The 19,643-nt window shown below is 53.5% G+C and carries 20 protein-coding genes and 1 pseudogene; 9 read left to right on the top strand and 12 right to left on the bottom strand.

Features of this window, described 5'->3' with window-relative positions; genetic code table 11:
* Window positions 1-7: 7 nt before the first annotated feature.
* The 5 genes and pseudogenes from RJ38_RS13390 to ilvD form a co-directional block, all read right to left on the bottom strand.
* A pseudogene (locus RJ38_RS13390) lies at window positions 8-2,031 on the bottom strand (FAD-dependent oxidoreductase).
* Window positions 2,032-2,154: 123 nt separating this feature from the next.
* Window positions 2,155-2,523 (bottom strand): hypothetical protein, encoded by a 369-nt coding sequence (locus tag RJ38_RS13385; protein WP_039019375.1) that lies wholly within the window; start codon window positions 2,521-2,523, stop codon window positions 2,155-2,157.
* 9 nt (window positions 2,524-2,532) lie between these two features.
* On the bottom strand, window positions 2,533-3,303 hold the full coding sequence (locus RJ38_RS13380) for a DUF6478 family protein (protein ID WP_039019374.1): 771 nt from the start codon (window positions 3,301-3,303) through the stop codon (window positions 2,533-2,535).
* A 171-nt stretch (window positions 3,304-3,474) separates the two neighbouring features.
* Entirely contained in the window at window positions 3,475-4,107 is a 633-nt protein-coding gene (locus tag RJ38_RS13375) for a hypothetical protein (RefSeq protein ID WP_039019373.1), read from the bottom strand.
* Window positions 4,107-5,834, bottom strand: a complete 1,728-nt coding sequence (ilvD, locus tag RJ38_RS13370; protein ID WP_039019372.1) for a dihydroxy-acid dehydratase — start codon at window positions 5,832-5,834, stop codon at window positions 4,107-4,109. The genes RJ38_RS13375 and ilvD overlap by 1 nt, the downstream gene beginning before the upstream one ends.
* Before the next feature lie 176 nt (window positions 5,835-6,010).
* On the opposite strand from ilvD, the gene RJ38_RS13365 reads away from it, so the two are divergent.
* Together RJ38_RS13365 and accD are read left to right on the top strand one after the other, a co-directional pair.
* Window positions 6,011-6,901, top strand: coding sequence for a CPBP family intramembrane glutamic endopeptidase (locus RJ38_RS13365; RefSeq protein WP_052245394.1), 891 nt, complete (start codon window positions 6,011-6,013; stop codon window positions 6,899-6,901).
* A gap of 75 nt (window positions 6,902-6,976) precedes the next feature.
* Entirely contained in the window at window positions 6,977-7,894 is a 918-nt protein-coding gene (gene accD / locus RJ38_RS13360) for an acetyl-CoA carboxylase, carboxyltransferase subunit beta (protein WP_039019370.1), read from the top strand.
* 53 nt (window positions 7,895-7,947) lie between these two features.
* Here the strand turns inward: accD and RJ38_RS19080 are convergent, their stop codons facing one another.
* On the bottom strand, window positions 7,948-8,337 hold the full coding sequence (locus RJ38_RS19080; RefSeq protein ID WP_052245393.1) for an MBL fold metallo-hydrolase: 390 nt from the start codon (window positions 8,335-8,337) through the stop codon (window positions 7,948-7,950).
* Between the two features lie 69 nt (window positions 8,338-8,406).
* Between RJ38_RS19080 and RJ38_RS19520 the strand changes: the two genes are divergently transcribed.
* The 4 genes from RJ38_RS19520 to RJ38_RS13340 all read left to right on the top strand — a co-directional run bounded on the left by RJ38_RS19520 (window position 8,407) and on the right by RJ38_RS13340 (window position 11,271).
* The gene (locus RJ38_RS19520; RefSeq protein WP_052245392.1) at window positions 8,407-8,685 is read left to right on the top strand and encodes a LysR family transcriptional regulator; all 279 of its coding nucleotides are present in this window, start codon (window positions 8,407-8,409) and stop codon (window positions 8,683-8,685) included.
* Window positions 8,686-8,697: 12 nt separating this feature from the next.
* The gene (locus RJ38_RS18560; protein WP_082005742.1) at window positions 8,698-9,279 is read left to right on the top strand and encodes a substrate binding domain-containing protein; all 582 of its coding nucleotides are present in this window, start codon (window positions 8,698-8,700) and stop codon (window positions 9,277-9,279) included.
* Between the two features lie 103 nt (window positions 9,280-9,382).
* Entirely contained in the window at window positions 9,383-10,654 is a 1,272-nt protein-coding gene (locus RJ38_RS13345) for a bifunctional folylpolyglutamate synthase/dihydrofolate synthase (protein ID WP_039019369.1), read from the top strand.
* On the top strand, window positions 10,651-11,271 hold the full coding sequence (locus tag RJ38_RS13340) for a LysE family translocator (RefSeq protein ID WP_039019368.1): 621 nt from the start codon (window positions 10,651-10,653) through the stop codon (window positions 11,269-11,271). Before RJ38_RS13345 ends, RJ38_RS13340 begins: the two co-directional genes overlap by 4 nt.
* Window positions 11,272-11,310: 39 nt before the next feature.
* Here the strand turns inward: RJ38_RS13340 and zapE are convergent, their stop codons facing one another.
* A complete protein-coding gene (zapE, locus tag RJ38_RS13335) occupies window positions 11,311-12,387 on the bottom strand; it encodes a cell division protein ZapE (protein ID WP_039019472.1) in 1,077 nt (358 codons plus the stop codon).
* 117 nt (window positions 12,388-12,504) lie between these two features.
* On the opposite strand from zapE, the gene RJ38_RS13330 reads away from it, so the two are divergent.
* Window positions 12,505-13,752: an MFS transporter gene (locus RJ38_RS13330; RefSeq protein WP_039019367.1), complete on the top strand. Its 1,248-nt coding sequence runs from the start codon at window positions 12,505-12,507 to the stop codon at window positions 13,750-13,752.
* A gap of 34 nt (window positions 13,753-13,786) precedes the next feature.
* Here RJ38_RS13330 and RJ38_RS13325 read toward each other — a convergent pair whose 3' ends face one another.
* From RJ38_RS13325 to RJ38_RS13305, 5 genes are read right to left on the bottom strand one after another with little or no spacing between them, the layout of a single operon-like run.
* Window positions 13,787-14,716 carry an alpha/beta fold hydrolase gene (locus tag RJ38_RS13325; protein WP_039019366.1) on the bottom strand — a complete coding sequence of 310 codons (930 nt, stop codon included), beginning with the start codon at window positions 14,714-14,716 and terminating at the stop codon, window positions 13,787-13,789.
* A 27-nt stretch (window positions 14,717-14,743) separates the two neighbouring features.
* Window positions 14,744-15,532 (bottom strand): phytanoyl-CoA dioxygenase family protein, encoded by a 789-nt coding sequence (locus tag RJ38_RS13320; protein WP_039019365.1) that lies wholly within the window; start codon window positions 15,530-15,532, stop codon window positions 14,744-14,746.
* A 12-nt stretch (window positions 15,533-15,544) separates the two neighbouring features.
* Window positions 15,545-16,465, bottom strand: a complete 921-nt coding sequence (locus tag RJ38_RS13315; protein ID WP_039019364.1) for an ornithine cyclodeaminase family protein — start codon at window positions 16,463-16,465, stop codon at window positions 15,545-15,547.
* Window positions 16,462-17,085 (bottom strand): HAD family hydrolase, encoded by a 624-nt coding sequence (locus tag RJ38_RS13310; protein ID WP_039019363.1) that lies wholly within the window; start codon window positions 17,083-17,085, stop codon window positions 16,462-16,464. Before RJ38_RS13310 ends, RJ38_RS13315 begins: the two co-directional genes overlap by 4 nt.
* A gap of 57 nt (window positions 17,086-17,142) precedes the next feature.
* The gene (locus tag RJ38_RS13305) at window positions 17,143-18,117 is read right to left on the bottom strand and encodes a DMT family transporter (protein WP_039019362.1); all 975 of its coding nucleotides are present in this window, start codon (window positions 18,115-18,117) and stop codon (window positions 17,143-17,145) included.
* A gap of 114 nt (window positions 18,118-18,231) precedes the next feature.
* On the opposite strand from RJ38_RS13305, the gene RJ38_RS13300 reads away from it, so the two are divergent.
* Both RJ38_RS13300 and RJ38_RS13295 read left to right on the top strand, forming a co-directional pair.
* A complete protein-coding gene (locus RJ38_RS13300; RefSeq protein ID WP_039019361.1) occupies window positions 18,232-18,543 on the top strand; it encodes an ArsR/SmtB family transcription factor in 312 nt (103 codons plus the stop codon).
* A gap of 98 nt (window positions 18,544-18,641) precedes the next feature.
* Window positions 18,642-19,640: a permease gene (locus RJ38_RS13295; RefSeq protein ID WP_238321706.1), complete on the top strand. Its 999-nt coding sequence runs from the start codon at window positions 18,642-18,644 to the stop codon at window positions 19,638-19,640.
* Window positions 19,641-19,643 lie beyond the last annotated feature (3 nt).

The raw sequence follows: 19,643 nt of genomic DNA, 5'->3' as shown, positions 1-19,643 counted from the left end.
TTGGGGGCTAAAGCTTAATTGCGATCTCAAAACCTTGAGCGATTGCGCGTTTGGCATCAAGCTCTGCGGCCACGTCAGCCCCTCCGATGACATGACATGCAATGCCTTGCGCTTCTAGTTTGTCAGCGAGACCCCGTTCTGGGACCTGGCCCGCGCATAGCACAATCGCGTCTGCTTCGATCAAGCGCAGATTTTCACGGTTGGCCCCATCTGAGACATGAACCCCCTGTGCATCAATGCGTTCATAGTTAACGCCCGAAACCATTTGGACATTCTTCATCTGCAACGTCGCGCGATGAATCCAACCGGTGGTTTTCCCAAGTCGGCGACCCGGCTTTTCTGCCTTGCGCTGCAACAAGGTGACCGCCCGCGTTGGGGCCTCAGGTTGTGCACCATCCGGTCGCAGCCCTCCTCGGGTTTCGGATGGATCCCCAACGCCCCACTCGGCTTTCCAAGCCTCAAGGTCTTCGGTCGGGCTGTCTTGCGTAACCAAGAATTCGGAAACATCAAATCCAATGCCCCCGGCCCCAATCACGGCAACCTTATCGCCGATTGGCGCACCATGACGCAGAACATCGATATAGGTCACGACATTGGGCCCATCCTGACCGGGAATTTGTGGATCGCGCGGCGTCACACCCGTGGCAATGATCACTTCATCTGTGGCCAGCAGATCCCCTTCGCTGACCTCCGTATTCAGGCGCAAGTCAATAGAAGATTTTTCAACCATCGTTTCATACCACGCCACCAGACCGTGGAATTCCTCCTTGCCCGGGACCTGTTTCGCCATATTCAATTGCCCGCCAAGGCGATCAGAACGATCAAAAAGCGTAACCAATGCCCGCGACCCGCAGCTGTCAACGCCGCCGAAAGCCCCGCAGGCCCCGCACCGACAACCGCAATTTTCTTCGGGCTTTCTGCCGGGCTGGCATCAAATTCAGTTTCATGGCAAGCCTGAGGATTCACAAGGCAGGTGGTCAGTTTTCCGGCGAACGTATGATCAAGACAGGCTTGATTGCAGGCAATACAGGGCGCGATCTCGGATGATCGCCCGGTGGCCGCTTTGTTCACGAAATCAGGGTCTGCCAAGAAAGGTCGCGCCATTGAGATCATGTCAGCGCAACCTTCGGACAGCACCTCTTCGCCGACCTCAGGCGTGTTTATCCGGTTTGACGTGATGATTGGAATGCTCACTTCACCCATCAATTTTTTGGTGACCCAGGAGAACGCACGACGCGGCACGGATGTGGCGATGGTGGGGATGCGTGCTTCGTGCCAGCCGATGCCCGTGTTGATGATTGTCGCCCCGGCCGCTTCAACCGCTTTTGCCAATGTCACGACTTCTTCCCAATTTTGCCCCTTTGGGATCAGATCGATCATCGACAACCGATAGATCAGAATGAAGTCATCGCCAACCGCTTGGCGAACCCGTTTCACGACCTCGATCGGCAAACGCATACGATTTTCGGGGCTGCCCCCCCATTCGTCTTCACGCTTATTGGTATGGGTCACGAGGAACTGGTTCAGGAAATACCCTTCAGATCCCATGATCTCGACGCCGTCATACCCAGCTTGGCGCGCACGTGTGGCGGATGTCACGATGTCGGCGATCTGCTTCTCTATCCCTGCACCATCCAACTCCTTCGGCGGGAACGGCGAAATCGGCGATTTTATGGCAGAGGGTGCGACGCAATCTGGGCTATAGGCGTAACGCCCCGCGTGCAGAATTTGCATGACGATCTTGCCACCTTCAGCATGGACACGCCCGGTGACATGCTGGTGATTTTCGATATCTTTGTCGGTGAACAAGCCACCTGCACCCGGAAAAACACCACCCTCAGCATTGGGGGACATACCGCCCGTGACAATCAGGCCAGCCCCGCCGCGCGCACGTGCGGCATAAAATTCGGCGACCCGGTTCCAATCACCGCGTTCTTCCAAATTGGTGTGCATTGACCCCATGAGCACGCGGTTTTTCAGCGTCGTAAAGCCGAGATCAAGCGAAGAAAGCAGAAGTGGATAGCTGGTCATTGGCGTGTCCTTTGTCTTTCAGCACAGTTTGCGCAGAAAGACCCGGACTGTCACGCAAGACGCCGCGTTAACCTAGATGATCAAAACGTTGGATCTTCAAGCCTCGCCCCTCAGGTCTCGCCCTTAAGTCTCGGAACAATGCTTGCGCAGGGTTTTCTTCAAGAGCTCGACTTCGGCACGCAAAAGCTCGACCTCTACCCGAAAATCATCTTCAAGGGATTGGCCTGATATAATCGGATAATTCCCAATCCGCGTGTCACTTGATTTTTCTGTGACCACAAGAATTTGCACCCCGTCTGACAACAGATCGGCGGGCACCGGAAAAGATAACTTCCAAACGCCTAAACCTTGATCTTCAAGGGAAACACTGTCCAGCACACGATCGAGGCAGCTGATTTCAATGTCGGGCTGATTGCCATCCTTGGGGCCGGACACAACGCCGTTCCAGATCCCATCATGCATTTCAGAATGAATAATCGTAAAGTCAGCCATGGGAACCTCTTAAATTTCTGACCGCGGGCGGCGGCTGAACGTCACATCATGCAATTCGATTTGATTGTGGGCAGGGTTCTCAAAGATGAAATCCATCCAAATTTTCTCGACGCGTTGTTCATTCAATTGCGTGTAAGCCAGATCGAATTCCGCAGACGAACCCGCCCCATCAGTCGATATTTTGCTGACCAGTTTTTCGGTATTCGGCCCGTGTTTGATGTTCAATCGCGCATAAAGATCAATGTCACGTTCCACGGAAATTGAAGTATCCAAGCGGAACAGATGGCGTTTTTTCAGCCCAGCAACAGCTTCCGGCGGAAGATCGACAGCGAGGGATAGAAAACTGCCCGCAAAATGGAACACATCGAAACGCAGCCCAAAACGTGCACCGTCCCCCGCGTTGCGATTGCGAACCTGCTTCACGATAAGTTCGCGTTCGGAACAATCGTGAAATACGGTGGCATCTTCGCCGATTTGCGTTTCGCTTGCGAGGCCAGCAAACCCTTTTTCGGCCATCTGGGTGCGCCATTGTTTTGGTCGCCACGTCCAATCCGTCCCAACAGGTGCCGGGATCTTCTGATCACGGGTCAGTGGATCGGCCAAACGTTCTTCTGACAAACGCAGAAAGCGCGTCAGGGGCCGCAAAACATGGCGTGCCTGACTGCATTGCTGGCGCAGTTCCCCAAGCGGTATTTTATCCGCTTGGTCAAGTTGCTGCCCCAACCGCTTCAGATAGCGTTGGTGCCGTAACTGTTGAAGAAGTTTTCCGCCTGCCTTCATGTCAAAACACTCATATTGATTAAATCATCACACATGTTCGAATAAATACTTTCACAAGCAGCAAGCCGTTTCCGCCATCGCCGTCATAGCGAAACCATTCAACTACGATATTTGGACGTTTTTCGCTGCACTCGCAACCCATCTTATTGTCCAACTTTGATAAGAAAATCGTTAACGTTTGGCAAGGCGCTGCAGGAAAGATGTGAACAGCAATTTTCCTGCAGCATCATCATCCCCGTGGTGATCTGAGGCAGGATAAACAGAAACAGTGACGCCATGGCCGGAAACCTCGGTCAGACCGAACCAGATCCACGGGCTTAAGTGACGCGGCGCCCGGTCTTCCCTGGCCAAGACCCAAAAGTAATCATCGCTCTGCTGGCTATGATCCACGATAGAGATCTCAGTTCGTGCACCACGGGACATCAAACTTAACCCACCTTGAGACTGAAAAAACGCCAGTAATTCTGGCTGCGCGTTCCGTTCAACTGGTACGGGGTCAGGCATGATCGTCGCTGTTACAATAGCAAGTGTGTTCGGTGGCGGGGTGTTGGTTTGACCCAAAGCCTGACACGAGGCGAAAACAAGAACCGGGGGATTTGCTGTGGCTTTGGATGTGGCTTCGTCCAAACAATACCCATCAGGGGCAGGAATAGTGACAGCGCCGTCAAACACCTGACCGTGATCCGCCAATTCACGGTTTTCATCAACAAGAGGCGCGGCAAGACATGCGGGCAAGGCAAGCAATGACAAAAGGCCCAGAATGATCCGGGCCTTTTGTTTTATAATATGAAAGCAAGACGCCATCAGAGATCCATGTAGATGTGGCGTTCGTGTTTCGCGCCAGGATGAGTCACGGCACCTTTATAGGTCGCGCCAACTTGCTGGGCGTATTTCCACAAAGCGCCTGACGCATAGATAGTTTCGCGTGGGCCTTTCCATTTGGCTTTACGTTCAGCGAATTCTTCATCCGTCAAAGCAACATCGATAGAACCTTCAATCGCGTTCAAAGTGATCACGTCGCCGTTCTCGATGAATGCGATTGGGCCACCATGTGCGGCTTCTGGGCCAACGTGACCCACACAGAACCCACGTGTCGCGCCAGAGAAACGGCCATCCGTGATCAGAGCAACTTTTTTGCCCATGCCTTGGCCGGACAGTGCCGCAGTTGTTGCCAACATTTCGCGCATGCCTGGGCCGCCGGAGGGGCCTTCATTGCGGATCACGAAGACATCGCCTTCTTCATAGTCGCGGCCTTGTACGGCTTCGAACGCTTCTTCTTCGCATTCAAATACGCGGGCTGGACCGGTGAAAATCTGATGCTGTGTTTCCATGCCAGCAACTTTCACGATCGCGCCTTCTGGGGCCAGGTTGCCTTTGAGGCCCACAACACCACCAGTTTTGGTGATTGGGGTCGCAGCTGGATAGATGACTTTACCGTCAGCTTCGCGCGTCACCATGTCGATTTCTTCGCCGATGGAACGACCCGTTGCCGTGATACAATCGCGGTTCACAAGGCCCGCTTTGTCGAGTTCTTTCATGATCACAGGAACGCCGCCCGCTTCATAAAGGTCCTTGGCCACATAAGCGCCGCCTGGTTTCAGATCAACGAAATATGGTGTTTCACGGAAGATGTCGCAGACGTCTTGCAGGAAGAAATCAATGCCAGCTTCATGGGCAATCGCGGGCAAGTGAAGCCCCGCATTGGTGGACCCACCGGTACAAGCCACAACGCGCGCAGCATTGATCAGGCTTTCGCGCGTAACAATGTCACGAGCGCGAATGTTGTTTGCAATCAGGTTCATAACCGCACGGCCAGACGCTTCGCCGTATTGGTCGCGGCTTTCATAAGGCGCTGGTGCACCCGCAGAATTTGGCAGGGCAAGGCCGATGGCCTCAGACACACAAGCCATTGTGTTGGCCGTAAATTGCCCACCACAAGCACCGGCAGACGGGCAAGCAACTTGTTCCAGTTTTTCAAGTTCACAGGTAGACAGATTGCCCGCCTGGTGTTCGCCAACAGCTTCAAACACGTCCTGAACGGTCACGTCTTTGCCATTGTGGCGGCCCGGAAGGATAGACCCACCATAGATAAAGACGGAAGGCGTGTTCAAACGCACCATCGCCATCATCATACCAGGCAGAGATTTATCACAGCCCGCAAGACCAACAATCGCGTCATAACAATGGCCGCGCATGGTCAATTCGACGGTATCAGCAATCGCTTCGCGCGATGCCAAGGAAGACCGCATACCTTCATGACCCATGGCGATGCCGTCGGTCACGGTGATGGTTGTGAATTCGCGCGGCGTACCAAAAGCTTTCTTCACACCTGCTTTTACAGATTGCGCCTGACGGTTCAGGGCAATGTTACAAGGCGCGGCTTCGTTCCAACATGTGGCAACGCCAACAAGCGGCTGGTGAATTTCTTCTTCCGACAGACCCATCGCATAAAGATATGAACGGTGTGGCGCGCGGGCTGGGCCTTCGGTGACGTGACGGCTGGGAAGTTTGGTTTTATCGACGCTGGACATGGCTGGCTTTCTTCAAACGGGACCTGAAACGAGATTGCCACTGGAATACAACTGCATTGCCCAAGGAACAAGCTTGATTGCATATCCTGCGCATAAAATGCAGTTTCGTCGCAGGCAAGACAATGACGAATCAACCACCGATTAAGGACTGATCGCAGTCAAACCAAGGACAGATGATGCGCTACCCCTATTATGAACCTCTGATCGCACCCGCCCGCAAACATGCGCAAATCTGGCGTTTGGCTTTGGGTTTGATGCTGGGGACCGTGTTGTATTATCTCAGCATTCTTTATGTTTTCAGCAGCATTGCACGGGCATTGCAGATGTCGATGGATGAGCTGTCATTCGCCTTGGGAAGCATCACGACACCATTCTGGACGGGCGTAACCCTATTCACGTTCATATGCATGGCTGTCCCCATATTTTTGATGGTCGAAGTTTTACACAAACGCCGCTGGCATACATTATTTGCACCATGGCACGTTGAAAAACGGATGTTTCCATATGTGTCCGCCGCGCTGTTGATATTGGTGATCGCACTTGAATTGCTTCCACCGTGGAATCTTGGCCTGCTAAAACCAAACCCGCTGTTAAGCGCGGGAAGCTGGCTGATGATCTTGCCCATCGCCATTATTGGAGTGTTGATCCAAACCAGCGCAGAAGAAATCGTGTTCCGGGGATATTTCCAAAGCCAGTTGGCGGCGCGTTTCAACAACCCGATCATCTGGATGCTGGTGCCTTCTGTGATCTTTGGGTGTCTGCATTATGATCCGAACACCTGGGGGGATGGCGCAATTTGGCCCGTGCTTTGGGCCACGCTATTTGGCCTCTGTGCCGCGGATTTGGTTGCACGCAGCGGCACGTTAAGTGCTGCGATTGCTTTCCATTTTGTGAACAATCTCTATCCACTGGTCTTTGCAGCCTTCCCAGACAATCTAAGCGGATTTGCGCTGTTTCACCTGCCCTGGACCAGCGAAGAGATGCTTGAACAGAACCCGATGTTGCTGACCGACTTCCTTTTTGTGCTTTGCAATTGGCTAATGGTGCGACTGATATTGAAGCGTTGATTGCAATTTACCTTGCGACAGCGTATTTCAGGTCAAACGCCCTTTGGGCAGAGCAAGATCAGACAGAGAGACCCTATGAACTGGATTTCAAACTACGTTCGCCCAACGATTAACTCATTGTTTTCCCGCCGTGAAACGCCAGACAATCTTTGGGTTAAATGTAAAGAATGCGGCACAATGCTGTTTCACCGCGAAATGGCTGAGAATCTAAACGTTTGTACTGAATGTGATCACCATATGGCGATCACACCACGTGAACGGTTTACAGCCTTGTTTGACGGCGGCGTATTTGGCGAAATCGAAGTGCCTGCGGTCACAACCGACCCGTTGCAGTTCAAGGATCAACAAAAATACCCTGAGCGTATGAAAGCGGCCCGCAAAAAGACTGGCGAACATGAAGCGATGCTTGTGGCGGAAGGCGAAATTGGGCGCACCCCGATTGTTGCCGCCTGTCAGGATTTCTCGTTCATGGGTGGTTCCATGGGCATGTATGTTGGCAACGCTATTTTGGCCGGTGCGGAACGTGCAGTTGCGATGAAACGCCCGTTTGTGCTGTTCTCTGCCGCTGGTGGCGCGCGCATGCAGGAAGGGATCCTATCCCTGATGCAAATGCCACGCACCACAATCGCCGTAGAAATGCTGCGCGAAGCAAACCTGCCTTACATCGTTGTGCTAACCCACCCAACAACCGGTGGCGTGACCGCGTCTTATGCGATGTTGGGGGATGTGCAAATCGCGGAACCAAACGCCTTGATCGGCTTTGCTGGTGTTCGCGTGATTGAACAAACCATCCGTGAAAAACTGCCTGAAGGCTTTCAGCGTTCCGAATATCTGCTGGATCACGGCATGTTGGACCGCGTGACGCACCGCAAAAACATGCGTGATGAATTGATCACAATCACCCGTATGCTCATGGGTCTTGGCCCCGCGATCAAAGGTGATCTGCCAAAGCCTACTAAGGCCGATAAGGCGGAAGAAAAAGCGGCGGAATAACCCACCGATTTTCCAGTATTTCAGACCCGGGTCAGCGCCCGGGTCTTTTTCGTTTACGGCCAGGAACGCTCGCCCATCAGCACCGCAGCCCCAATTTCAAGAGAGCTGTTCACAGCAAAATCTGGGTATGCCACCTGCATCGCTGCAACCAATTCCTCAGAATTCGCAACCTCAGCCGCCGCCTCAAATGCCGCGACATAGCTGCGCGTGAATTCAACGATGCTGATGTCTTCCGCGCTATCACCAACAGAATGCCCGGCAATGACGCGTTTCGGGTTCAGCCCCTCAATCACATCAAAGTTCATACGCCAATCATCGCGGCCTTCCAGGACCTCGGGTACAATCAAATCTGTAGGTGCGTTATCACCCAGAATTGGCCCCCAGAAATCATATTTCAACTGAATGGTCTGGCTGATGCCTTCAACCGTCGATGGGGTTGCCACGATCCGTGCATCCGGGAAAGCCGCACGAATGGTATCAATCTAAACCGCCTCGAATATTTCGTTGCCATTGTGGAAGCCGGAAACATTACAGCGGCTGCGCAAAAATTGCGTATCAGCAAGGCTGTGGTCAGCAAGCAATTGCAACGACTTGAGGCTGAACTGGGCGCGACTTTGATCATTCGGAACTCTCGCCACCTGAAATTGACCGAGATAGGCGAGGACTTCTTTCAATCCGCCTGTGCAGCGGTTCGTCAAGCGGAATCAGCCTGTCAAATCGTGCAAAAAGGGCACAATACCCCTTCAGGCACCTTGCGGATCACCGCCCCTTTGGATCTCGGAGAGGACTAGGTCAGCCCGGCGATTGCCGCCTTTCGCAAGGCCTATCCTGCGGTTACAATTGACCTAACCATTAGCGACCAAAAGCTTGATCCGGTTGATGCACGATTTGATATTGCTTACCGCGCAGGGTGGCTTGAAAATTCTGGAAATATCGCTCGAAAGCTTGCTGATTTTCACCAATATATCGTGGCGGCCCCTTCATTTCTTTCCGAACATTCGACCCCCACCAGCCCCGCTGACTTGCAGGGTCTGCCTTTCATCGAACATAGGGCGCTGGTCAATCCGTGCGACTGGGGTTTCACCTCCCCCTCAGGAAAACCCGTCAAAACAACCATGAACGCCAGCATATCCGCCGACGTTACCCCTGTGATCAAAAACATGGCGATCGCAGGTGCGGGCTTTGCAATTCTTCCCGACTTTTATGTTTTGAATGAACTGCGAAACGGAAGCCTAATACGCCTGTTGCCCAACTGGGATTTACCCCGCGCTGGGGTCTATTCGGTGTTCCCCCCTGCCGATTATCGTTCCGCAGCGACCAAGGCGTTTGCAGATCTATTTCGCGATATGTTCCGAACGAGGCTCGCAGAATTTCGCAAGGGATAGCTGTCGTTTATGACGGTCAACTTGGCTGATACGGGCCACTATGATCTTCCCTTTTCTGGCAATCTGGTGCAGACCGCGACAAAGCCGCAAACAGAGGTGCCCCATGACCCAAACATCCGATCTCATCCTTGAACGCATGTTCGCCTTACATCCAAAAATCATCGATCTGACCTTGGATCGGGTCTGGCGTTTGTTGGCCGCCTTGGACAACCCACAGGAAAAGCTCCCCCCTGTGATCCATATCGCAGGCACCAATGGCAAAGGGTCAACGCAAGCGATGATCCGGGCGGGTCTGGAAGGCGCGGGAAAATCTGTGCACGCCTATACGTCCCCACATCTCGCGCGGTTTCATGAACGCATCCGCCTCGCAGGTGATCTGATTACAGAAGAATATTTGACCGAAATTCTAGACGAATGTTACAGTTCGAACGGTGGCGAAACCATCACCTATTTCGAGATCACAACTGTCGCAGGCCTACTGGCTTTCGCGCGCAACAAAGCGGATTACACCTTGCTTGAGGTCGGCCTCGGCGGACGCTTAGATGCCACCAATGTGATCACGCCTGAACTGTCGATCATCACCCCAATTTCCATCGACCACGAACAATTTCTTGGCGATACATTGGCGAAAATCGCGGCTGAAAAAGCTGGGATCATCAAGCGCGGCGTGCCGGTGATTGTCGGCCCGCAACCGGATGAAGCGATGGACGTGATTGAGGCCACCGCCGCCCGCTTGGGCGCGCCTATCATCGCTCATGGCCAGCATTGGCATGTATCTGAAGAACGCGGGCGTGTGATTTATCAGGATGAAACCGGCCTGCTTGACTTGCCCCTGCCCGCCCTTCCCGGCGCGCATCAATTTGAAAATGCCGGTGCTGCGCTCGCGGCTTTGCGTCACCTAAATATGCCCGAAGCGTCCTATCAAGCCGCCATGGAGAATGTCTTTTGGCCCGCTCGCATGCAACGTTTGACAGATGGTGCCTTCCCAGCCCGTGTGCCTGAGGCCGAACTTTGGCTTGATGGTGGTCACAATCCCGCAGCCGCCATTGCCCTTGCGAAACACCTCGGCAATCTGCCCAAGCGCCCATTGCATCTGATTTGCGGCATGTTGAACACCAAGGATGCCTCTGGTTACATGGAACCCCTCGCAAAAGTCGCCGACAGCCTGATCGCGGTTTCCATCCCGGGCGAGCCAAACACACTGCCCGCAGCAGAAACCGCCCGCTTTGCGCAAGCCGCAGGTATGAAAACCGATACAGCAGAAGATGTGGACAGCGCGTTGAAAAAGCTTGCGGAAACGGACCCAACTGCGCGTATACTTATCTGTGGTTCGCTTTATCTTGCGGGCGAAGTCCTGCGGAGGAATGAACTATGATCCCTTTTGAAACACTTACGCTGTTTTTCGGCGCATCCGTGATGCTGGCCCTCGCGCCGGGGCCAGACAATGTCTTCGTGTTGACCCAATCCGCAATGAACGGGCGCATGGCCGGGTTATTTGTGACGCTCGGCCTTTGCACCGGGCTTTTATTTCACACCACGGCAGTGGCCTTGGGCGTGGCCGCGATCTTCCAGACATCCGAAATCGCCTTCACCCTGTTGAAATTCGCGGGCGCTGGATATCTGCTATACCTTGCGTATAAGGCCTTTCGCGCTGGGAGCACCGCCATCGAAGGCGAACGCGCTGACGCCAATCTAAAGTCACTTTATCTGCGCGGCTTGATCATGAACATCACCAACCCAAAAGTCGCGATTTTCTTTCTGGCGTTCCTACCGCAATTCGCGCGTCCCGAACTCCCGCTGATCCCTCAACTTCTGGTTTTGGGCGCGGTTATGGCGTGTTCCACGATCCTTGTGTTTGGCAGCGTGGCAATTGGCGCGGGATCACTTGGCGATTGGCTAAAAGCGCGACCCTCTGCTCAAATCTGGATCAACCGCGTGGCTGGAACCGTGTTCATCGCCCTTGCCGCCAAACTGATTACAGCGCAACGTTGAGGCATTCCAAAATGCTATAAAACAGATACCGCAGGCGATTTAGGCGGCGGTATCACCCCAGGTTTCGTCCTGCATCTCACGCAAGCGCGACGCCGTGCGTTCGAATTCAAAGCTGCCTTCGCCCTCAATATACAACATCTCAGGTTCTGCGGCGGCAGATACGATCAGGCGCACTTTGGCCTCATACAATGCATCGACCAATGTCACAAAACGCTTGGCTTCGTTGAAGTTCGTGCGCCCTAATTGTGGGACATCATCCAGCAATAACACACGTGTATTTTCCACCAATGCAAGATAATCGCCCGCCCCCAAAAATCGACCGCATAGGTCAAAAAACGATGCGCGCGCAACGCCGTTGTAAAAACCTGGGATCTCGACTTCGCGGCCTTTCACCATCAGGATTAGCTGTTCCGCTTTGCCAGTGGTCAGATCCTGCCAGATAACATCCATCGCCGTCCGCGTTTCAGCAGAGACGGGTGAAAACCAAACGCGTTCCCCTTTTAGGCGGTTCTGTCGATAGTCATTTTCCGAGATGATCTCGACCACATCCAAACGGGTTTTAATCAACTCAATGAACGGCAAAAACAGGTTACGATTCAGCCCGTTTTTATACAGATCATCTGGCACACGATTTGATGTGGTGATAATCGCGACACCGGCTTCATGCAGCTTATCAAACAAACGCCCAACAATCATCGCATCGGTGATATCCGTGATCTGCATTTCGTCAAAGGCCAGTACTTTCAGTCCCTTGGCGATATCGACCGCAACAGGCACAATCGCGTCTTCAACCCCGGTTTTACGCGCTTCATGCAGGGCTGCGTGAACCTCTTGCATGAAAGCGTGGAAATGCACGCGGCGCTTCCCAGGGATATCAAGGTGATCGACGAACATATCCATCAACATGGATTTCCCGCGCCCAACCCCGCCCCAAAGATAAAGGCCCTTGGGCGCTTCAATCACGGTAGATTTACGGAAGAACCCGCGTTTGGGTTCAGGGGCCATCAGCGCCCGGGAGATCCGTTCAAGCTGCGGCAAGATCGCCAATTGGGCGGGATCAGATGTCAACTCGCCTGCGGCGACCTTAGACAGATAAATTTCACTAAGCGTTTCCATACCCCCACATAAACTGCGCGCACTGATTAGAAAAGGTGATGTAACGTCATCACGATAATCAATTTGACCTGCAGGGCACACGGCGTCAGTGTCACCAAGCGCCACAGGAGACCCGCCATGACTGACACCCGCAATTCTATAATGACACCGGTTCTGATCGGTGGGTGTATTTTCATCATGCTGAGCTTTGCGGTGCGCGCATCTTTTGGCGTGTTCCAGATCCCCATCGCCGATGAGTTCGGTTGGGCGCGGTCGGAATTTTCCCTCGCGATTGCAATCCAAAACTTGGCCTGGGGCATTGGCCAGCCAATATTTGGCGCGATTGCCGAAAAGATCGGTGACCGCAAAGCGATTTTGATGGGGGCTTTGGTTTATGCGGCAGGGCTAGTTTTATCCTCCACCGCAGTGACGCCCAGCGCGCATCAATTCTATGAAATCCTGGTGGGTTTCGGCATCGCGGGCACAGGTTTTGGCGTGATCTTGGCCGTCGTCGGGCGCGCAAGTTCCGATGAAAACCGATCCATGTCTTTGGCGATTGTCACCGCCGCCGGGTCCGCCGGACAAGTGATCGGCGCCCCGACCGCGCAATATTTACTTGGCTTCATGACTTGGCAGTCGGTGTTTCTTGTTTTTGCTGGCGTGATGATTGTCGTGTTGGTTTTCCTGCCTTTGATGCGCTCGCCCGTGGTTGCGAGCAAAGCAGAGTTGGAAGAAAGCATGGGCGCAATTCTGGTCAAAGCGTTTAAGGACCCGTCTTACACCCTGATCTTCTTGGGGTTCTTTTCCTGCGGCTATCAGTTGGCCTTTATCACAGCCCATTTCCCGGCCTTCATCCGCGAACTTTGCGGGCCCATTGCACCAGATGGGTTGTTGTCCTCTATCGGAATTGGGTCAACGTCCACCCTTGGGGCGGTCGCGATTTCATTGATCGGTGCAGCTAATATCGCAGGAACCTTGCTGGCGGGTTGGGCCGGCAAACGCTGGTCGAAGAAATACTTACTGGCGGGGATTTACACCGCCCGAACCATTGTTGGCGCGACCTTCATCATGATGCCCATCACCCCCACAAGCGTGATCATTTTCTCTCTTGCGATGGGGTCATTGTGGTTGGCGACTGTGCCGCTGACCTCGGGCTTGATCGCGCATATCTATGGGCTGCGCTATATGGGCACCCTTTATGGGATCATTTTCTTCAGCCACCAATTGGGCAGCTTTTTGGGCGTTTGGCTGGGCGGGCGCATGTATGACGTCTATGGCAGTTATTCCCAGGTCTGGTGGCTGGGCATTGCCATCGGCGCATTCTCAGCCGTCGTTCATCTGCCGATCCGTGAAAAACCACTGGGGGCGGCTGTAGCACGGACCTGATCCCTCCGGGGGGAGTATTTCTGGCAAGATGAAATCAGATCGAAATATGTCTTAACGCTTCGCGCATTTCATCCGGGTGGGTATAGGTGACCCCATGCGGCGCGTGCGCGATTGAGATCTGCTGTGCATCCGGGTTAAGTACAGCCAGTTTTTCCATATTTGCAATTGGGATCACCGTATCTTCCGCCGCCCAGACAACCGTCAAAGGCAGTTTGGATGCTGCGATTTTTTCATGCTCCGCCCCCAGATCTGAGCGCAGAAAATGACGCAGGCTTGAGGTGATCGCGGGGATATAGCCGTGCAGGGTAAGTTCAGCTTCCTGCATCTCATATATGCCAGGCACGGCAGGGGTGAAACCGGCAGCTTCAAGCTGGATGCCGTCACGCAACTCACGCGCGCCGCGGGTCAACATCAGCCAATCTCCCGGCAGGTTATGGCGCAGAACGAACTCTGTCGTGGGGCCAAGATCATGGCCAAGCCCGGCAGGCGCAATCAAGACCGCTTGCTTTAACCGTTCAGGATGGCGGGCCGCAAAATACGTGGCAATGGCACCGCCCATGGAATAGCCCAGCAAGGTAAACCCATCTGCAACCTGTTGATCCTTCAGCAATTCATTCAGCTGATTTAGGTGGAAATCAGCATTTTGTTCGCCGGGTGCGCGATCTGACAATCCACGTCCGTATAAATCATAGGTCAGCACGCGAAACCCCTGCGCAACCAAGATATCAACCACAGCCCCCCAGACAAAAGCCGGGGTAGACAGCCCATGCACGCAGACCGCGACAGGCGCGCCTTCTTGCCCGTGCCAGCTGTACCAGGTCTTGCCCGATGGCAGCGCTGCAACTTGCCCCGCGCGTTTGGTCTTCTCACGCGTTGTTGCCACGTCGGGACGCAGGGCTTCGCGGATAAAGGGATATACCCCAATGCCAAGAAAAGGCAGTAATAGTGTCGAAAACCAAAGCATCACATGCCCTTTCCCTGGCTGATTGATTTAATACGGAACGACGGGGAACCAATCTTCGCGCAGCTTCTGGCCAGGCTTCATATCGTGCCCTGGAAACGGCGGAGACGTACGACCGGGGCGTTCCACATAACGCGCATCATCGCCGACCCAACGTAGAGACAAAGCGCGTCGCCCCATGCCCCCAGGATTGCCACGTGCGCCGTGCACCGTGCGATAGTCAAAGATCACCGCGTCACCCGGGTTCATCTTCCATTCGCGGACATCATGCTTACCGTAATCCGTGCTGTCGGGATCGGGCACTTCGATCCAATCCGTATCATCGCCTTCATAAAAATCACTGTTGTCGGCCCAGCTTACCGGGCGCACAGGTTTGTCCCATTTGTGAGACCCGGCAATCAAACGCAGCGAGGCCGAATCAACCGGATCAAGCGGCACCCAGAAGCTGACAGTTTGCTGACCCTCAACGAAATAATACGGGCCATCTTGGTGCCAAGGCGTGGGGGTTGGCGTGCCGCCGTCTTTGACCAACACGTGATCATGGAAGAACTGTGCAGTTTGCGAACGCATGGCCTTTGCGGCAATCTCAGCGGCGGGGCTTTCGCGCATAACGCGTTCAAATTCGGGGATGCGTTGCCAGTTGCAGTAATCATCAAAGAACCGCCCCTGTTTGACGTTGTTTTCGGATGCGTATTCGCCGGGCTCTGCCAGATTTCGGGCCACACCTTCGCGCATCACCTCAACCCAATCGGTGAAAGCACCCGGGATGAAAGCGACGCCGTCACGTTGGAATTCTTCGATTTGCTGTTCGGTAATCATTGCGTATCTTTCTTACTGTTTTGCTTGCCATGCGTTCAGGATGTAACGGCTTGTCATGAGGTCCAGATGCGCCCCACCGCCGTTTTTAAATAAGGTGATCTCATCGTTTGAGCTGCGCTTAAACACACCGGATTGCAGGTCATAGTAATCACCCAGGATGTCTTCGCGGGTGATCACGCCAGCGGCCAGCGGGATTTTCAATTCCCCAATGTGATCAAGGGTGGTGTCACGGCTGTCCACAAAGATAGAGGCGCGTTTCAGGGCTTCGTCATCGACTTCGCGCATATCGGGGCGATAGGCCCCAATGATGTCGATATGTTGCCCTGGGCGGAACCATTCCCCTTTGATAAAAGGGTCCGTCGACATGGTGGCCGAGGTCACGATGTCGGCTTGTTCAACGGCAGATTGAAGATCTGTTACAGCTTCGGTTTTGTCGAAGTCCGCCGCAAATTTCACCGCACTTTCGGGAGAGCGGTTCCAGACCATAAATTTGGCATCCGGGAAGGCCTGCGCATAGGCAACACGCAGATTACGGCCAACCGTACCCGCACCGACAATCAAGATTTTACGACTGTCTGACCGGGCAAGAATGCGTGCAGCAGCGAGACTATCCCCTGCGGTCTTCCACTTGGTAACCAGATGAAAATCAATCATCACCTCGGGCTCGCCCGTGTCATCAGAAAATAGCGTGACAGCCCCGTGAATCATCGGCTTGCCTTTGGCCGGGTTGCCCGGATTGATCGTCGCAGCCTTCACCAAAACGCCCATCCCATCGATATAGGCCGCACGTGATAAAAGCGTGTCATTCCCACGATATAGAAACGTGTCGCCGATGTCCCCATGAGGGAACCTATGGCCCGCGTAAATGGCATCACAATGATCGATCCAATCGCACAGCGCGTCGCCATCATTGAAGGAAATATATGGGATCATGGGCCGGCCTCGTTTGAAATTAACAAACCTTCAGAGACCAGGCGATCGGCCCAACCTTGAGGGGATGTAAAGTGGTGTGTTTGCCAGCCACGCTTATTGGCGGCATCTAGGTTTTCTTGGCGATCATCAGCAAAAAGCAACCCTTGTGGCGCATACCCACAAGTGGTTTCAACAGCGGCGTAGATCGCAGGATCAGGTTTCACCATTTTCATTTCACCGGAAACATAGAACCGATCGAATTCCTGTAAAAACGTATAATGTTTCTGTGCGCGTGCGAAAATCTCATCACCGAAATTCGTCAGGGCAAAGACCGGGATGCCTTTCGCCCTAAGCGCACGCAACAAGTGAACGGAATGATCAATCGCGGGCGTGGCAAGTTCAAACCAACGGTCGTGCCACATGTGAATTTCATCACGCCATTGGGGAAACTTATCGGCGGTTGCGTAAATCGTGTCGCGAAAATCCTCGCCCAGATCGACGTCGTTGTTCATGTCATGCAAATCGACCTCTGCGAACATGTCACGTCGCTTGGCCACACCGATCTCAGCGTCATAAAATCGTTCTGGTTGCCATTCGATCAGCACATTACCGATGTCAAAGATGACCGCTTCTATCGCCATAGTTCCCCGCTTTCACAGCGTATTGATACAGGGCACAGTCGCAACGTAAAGCCCGAATTAACGCCGGATGGATCGACGCTTCAGACGCACATTGTTCACGGTTTCACGCCAAAACACATATAGCCCCGCCCCAACGATCAACGTGATCCCAATCCAGGCAATCGGATCGGGCCATTCTCCGAAGATAAACAAGCCCGCAATCACTGAAATTGGCATAGCGACATACTCAAGCGGTGCCACGACGGATGCCTCGGCCAAGCGATATCCTTGCGAAATAAAATACCCGCCAAACCCGCTGGCCAAGCCAATAAGCCCAAAGATCCACCAATCAGATACGGGCGGCATATACCAAGTGCGCAACATAAAATGCAGAATTTCAGGTCCTTGACCTTCCCACCGCCCGTGCCCCAAAGCGAGGCCAATGACCACACATGTCACGATGAAACTGATCTGAATATAAAAGGTCATCGTCACAGCGCTTTCTGTGATGCCAATTTTACGCGTTAACACGTGTAACATCGCATAGGCCGCTGCCGAAAGAAGTGGCAAGATCATGGTAAGGTTGAAATTTTCCGTCCCAGGGCGCAGCATGATAACAACGCCAACAAGGCCAACCCCAACGGCAGTCCAACGATGAATGCCAGCCGTTTCACCCAGAAACAGGACCGAAAAAGCAGTGATTAAAAGTGGGCTGACAAAGAAGACCGCCACAGCATCCGCCAAGGGAAGCACCGCAAGTGCAAGGAAAAACGTCATATTCGCCACGACCACACACATGCCACGGATCAGGTGCAAACCAAGGCGTTTGGTCTTCAATAACTGCCAATTCCCTTCCAGCGGCATAAGCACAGCAAACAACACACCAAGCCCTAGAATCGACCGGATCAAAACGATCTGATGCAAGGCGTAACCCCCAGATAGGAACTTAATTGACGTGTCATTCATCGAAAAGAAGATGACCGCAATCAATACGGACAACGCGCCATAAAGCGTGTTGCGATTGGTGGTTTGTGTGATTTCAGCCTGTGTCATGAATGTATACAAACAGATTTCAGGATGCGATCTACGCTGTTGCCGACATGGCGTCGTTTTCAGACATTGCGATTATATATTGATAAAACTAGTTTTATGGTTATATTAAGTCGCATGAGTATCAGCAGCCCCAATGCACGCGCCCTTGCCGCACTTGGCCACGACGCCCGCCTATCGATCTTTCGCCTATTGGTGAAGGCTGGGAAAGACGGATTGCGCGTTGGCGAGATTGCCGGCCACCTAAAGATCGCACCCTCGACCTTGGCCCACCATCTTTCAACCTTGGTTGATGCCGGTTTGGTCTTGCAGGAAAAACGTGGGCGCGAAGTGTTCAGCATGACGGATTATGACAGAATGCACGGCCTGTTAGGCTTCCTTGCTGAGGAATGCTGTGTTGGCTTGAAGACGGAAGAGATGGCAAAATAGGGGGGTCCCTTTTTTTGTCAAAAAGAAACCATAAAACCGGATATATAGAAATGACAAATGCCTGTTGTACCCAAACCCAAAGGCCCTCTGTGGTCGCAATGATTTGGAAAGATCAACGCGTCTGGTTGGCGTCCATTGTGATCTTCGCTTTGCTTCTCATCTTTGATCGCACACAGGCCTTTGCCAGCCTAGAGAAAGTCGTCGTATCCCTGACGCACACGGGGCCTTACCTGTTATTGTCCATAGGTATTGCCGCTTGGGCAGGCGCAAGTGATGCGGACGGTTTGATTGCAAAAGCCTTCACAGGAACGCCCGCGTTGATGATCTTATTGGGCGCGGTTGCTGGTGGGTTTTCGCCCTTCTGTTCTTGTGGGGTGATCCCCTTGATTGCGGCTTTGCTGGCAATGCGCGTGCCCCTTTCGGCGGTGATGGCATTCTGGCTGGCTTCCCCTGTGATGGACCCCTCGATGTTCTTGCTTACCTCAGGTGTTTTGGGGTTTGAGTTCGCCATCGCCAAGACAATTGCTGCGGTCAGCTTGGGAATTTTCGGCGGCTTCACCGTGCATATTTTGTCCGGCACAGCGGCCCTCAAAGACCCGTTGAAAGATGGCGTGGGTGGCGGATGTGGTGCCTCTGCTGTGCAAGAAGACAAACCTGTTGTTTGGGCGTTTTGGAAGGATGCGGTGCGTCGTGAAAAGTTCAAAAATGAGGCCCTAAAAACGACTCTATTCCTCGCAAAATGGCTGATATTGGCCTTCTTATTGGAAAGCCTCATGTTGGCTTGGATCCCCGCAGATATGGTCACAAAAGCCCTTGGTGGCACCGGGGTTGGCCCGATCGCAGTGGCAACATTTGTCGGGGTTCCGGCCTATCTGAACGGCTATGCGGCCTTGCCCTTGGTCGGCGGGTTGATTGAACAGGGCATGGCCCCAGGTGCAGGACTTGCCTTCTTGGTGGCCGGGGGCGTGACATCCCTGCCCGCCGCCATCGCGGTTTGGGCATTGGTAAAGCCAAAGGTCTTTGGACTATACTTGGTTCTGTCTTTGTCTGGGGCCTTTATGGCCGGGCTAATTTTCCAAGCCTGGAGCGTGATCTAGCAG

The organism is Halocynthiibacter namhaensis, assembly GCF_000812685.1.
Classification (GTDB): Bacteria; Pseudomonadota; Alphaproteobacteria; order Rhodobacterales; family Rhodobacteraceae; genus Halocynthiibacter; species Halocynthiibacter namhaensis.
The sequence above is the reverse complement of the archived record's forward strand: the minus strand, read 5'-3'. Positions and strand labels throughout refer to the sequence as shown.

Coding starts and splice junctions, on each gene's coding strand:
- ilvD (WP_039019372.1), bottom strand. CDS start 5,834: ATGTCCAGCGTCGATAAAACCAAACTTCCCAGCCGTCACGTCACCGAA.
- RJ38_RS13380 (WP_039019374.1), bottom strand. CDS start 3,303: ATGAAGGCAGGCGGAAAACTTCTTCAACAGTTACGGCACCAACGCTAT.
- RJ38_RS13310 (WP_039019363.1), bottom strand. CDS start 17,085: ATGGCGATAGAAGCGGTCATCTTTGACATCGGTAATGTGCTGATCGAA.
- RJ38_RS13340 (WP_039019368.1), top strand. CDS start 10,651: ATGATCCCTTTTGAAACACTTACGCTGTTTTTCGGCGCATCCGTGATG.
- RJ38_RS13305 (WP_039019362.1), bottom strand. CDS start 18,117: ATGACACAGGCTGAAATCACACAAACCACCAATCGCAACACGCTTTAT.
- RJ38_RS13365 (WP_052245394.1), top strand. CDS start 6,011: ATGCGCTACCCCTATTATGAACCTCTGATCGCACCCGCCCGCAAACAT.
- accD (WP_039019370.1), top strand. CDS start 6,977: ATGAACTGGATTTCAAACTACGTTCGCCCAACGATTAACTCATTGTTT.
- RJ38_RS13320 (WP_039019365.1), bottom strand. CDS start 15,532: ATGATTACCGAACAGCAAATCGAAGAATTCCAACGTGACGGCGTCGCT.
- RJ38_RS13295 (WP_238321706.1), top strand. CDS start 18,642: ATGATTTGGAAAGATCAACGCGTCTGGTTGGCGTCCATTGTGATCTTC.
- RJ38_RS13345 (WP_039019369.1), top strand. CDS start 9,383: ATGACCCAAACATCCGATCTCATCCTTGAACGCATGTTCGCCTTACAT.
- RJ38_RS13385 (WP_039019375.1), bottom strand. CDS start 2,523: ATGGCTGACTTTACGATTATTCATTCTGAAATGCATGATGGGATCTGG.
- RJ38_RS13315 (WP_039019364.1), bottom strand. CDS start 16,465: ATGATCCCATATATTTCCTTCAATGATGGCGACGCGCTGTGCGATTGG.
- RJ38_RS13375 (WP_039019373.1), bottom strand. CDS start 4,107: ATGGCGTCTTGCTTTCATATTATAAAACAAAAGGCCCGGATCATTCTG.
- zapE (WP_039019472.1), bottom strand. CDS start 12,387: ATGGAAACGCTTAGTGAAATTTATCTGTCTAAGGTCGCCGCAGGCGAG.
- RJ38_RS13300 (WP_039019361.1), top strand. CDS start 18,232: ATGAGTATCAGCAGCCCCAATGCACGCGCCCTTGCCGCACTTGGCCAC.
- RJ38_RS13330 (WP_039019367.1), top strand. CDS start 12,505: ATGACTGACACCCGCAATTCTATAATGACACCGGTTCTGATCGGTGGG.
- RJ38_RS13325 (WP_039019366.1), bottom strand. CDS start 14,716: ATGCTTTGGTTTTCGACACTATTACTGCCTTTTCTTGGCATTGGGGTA.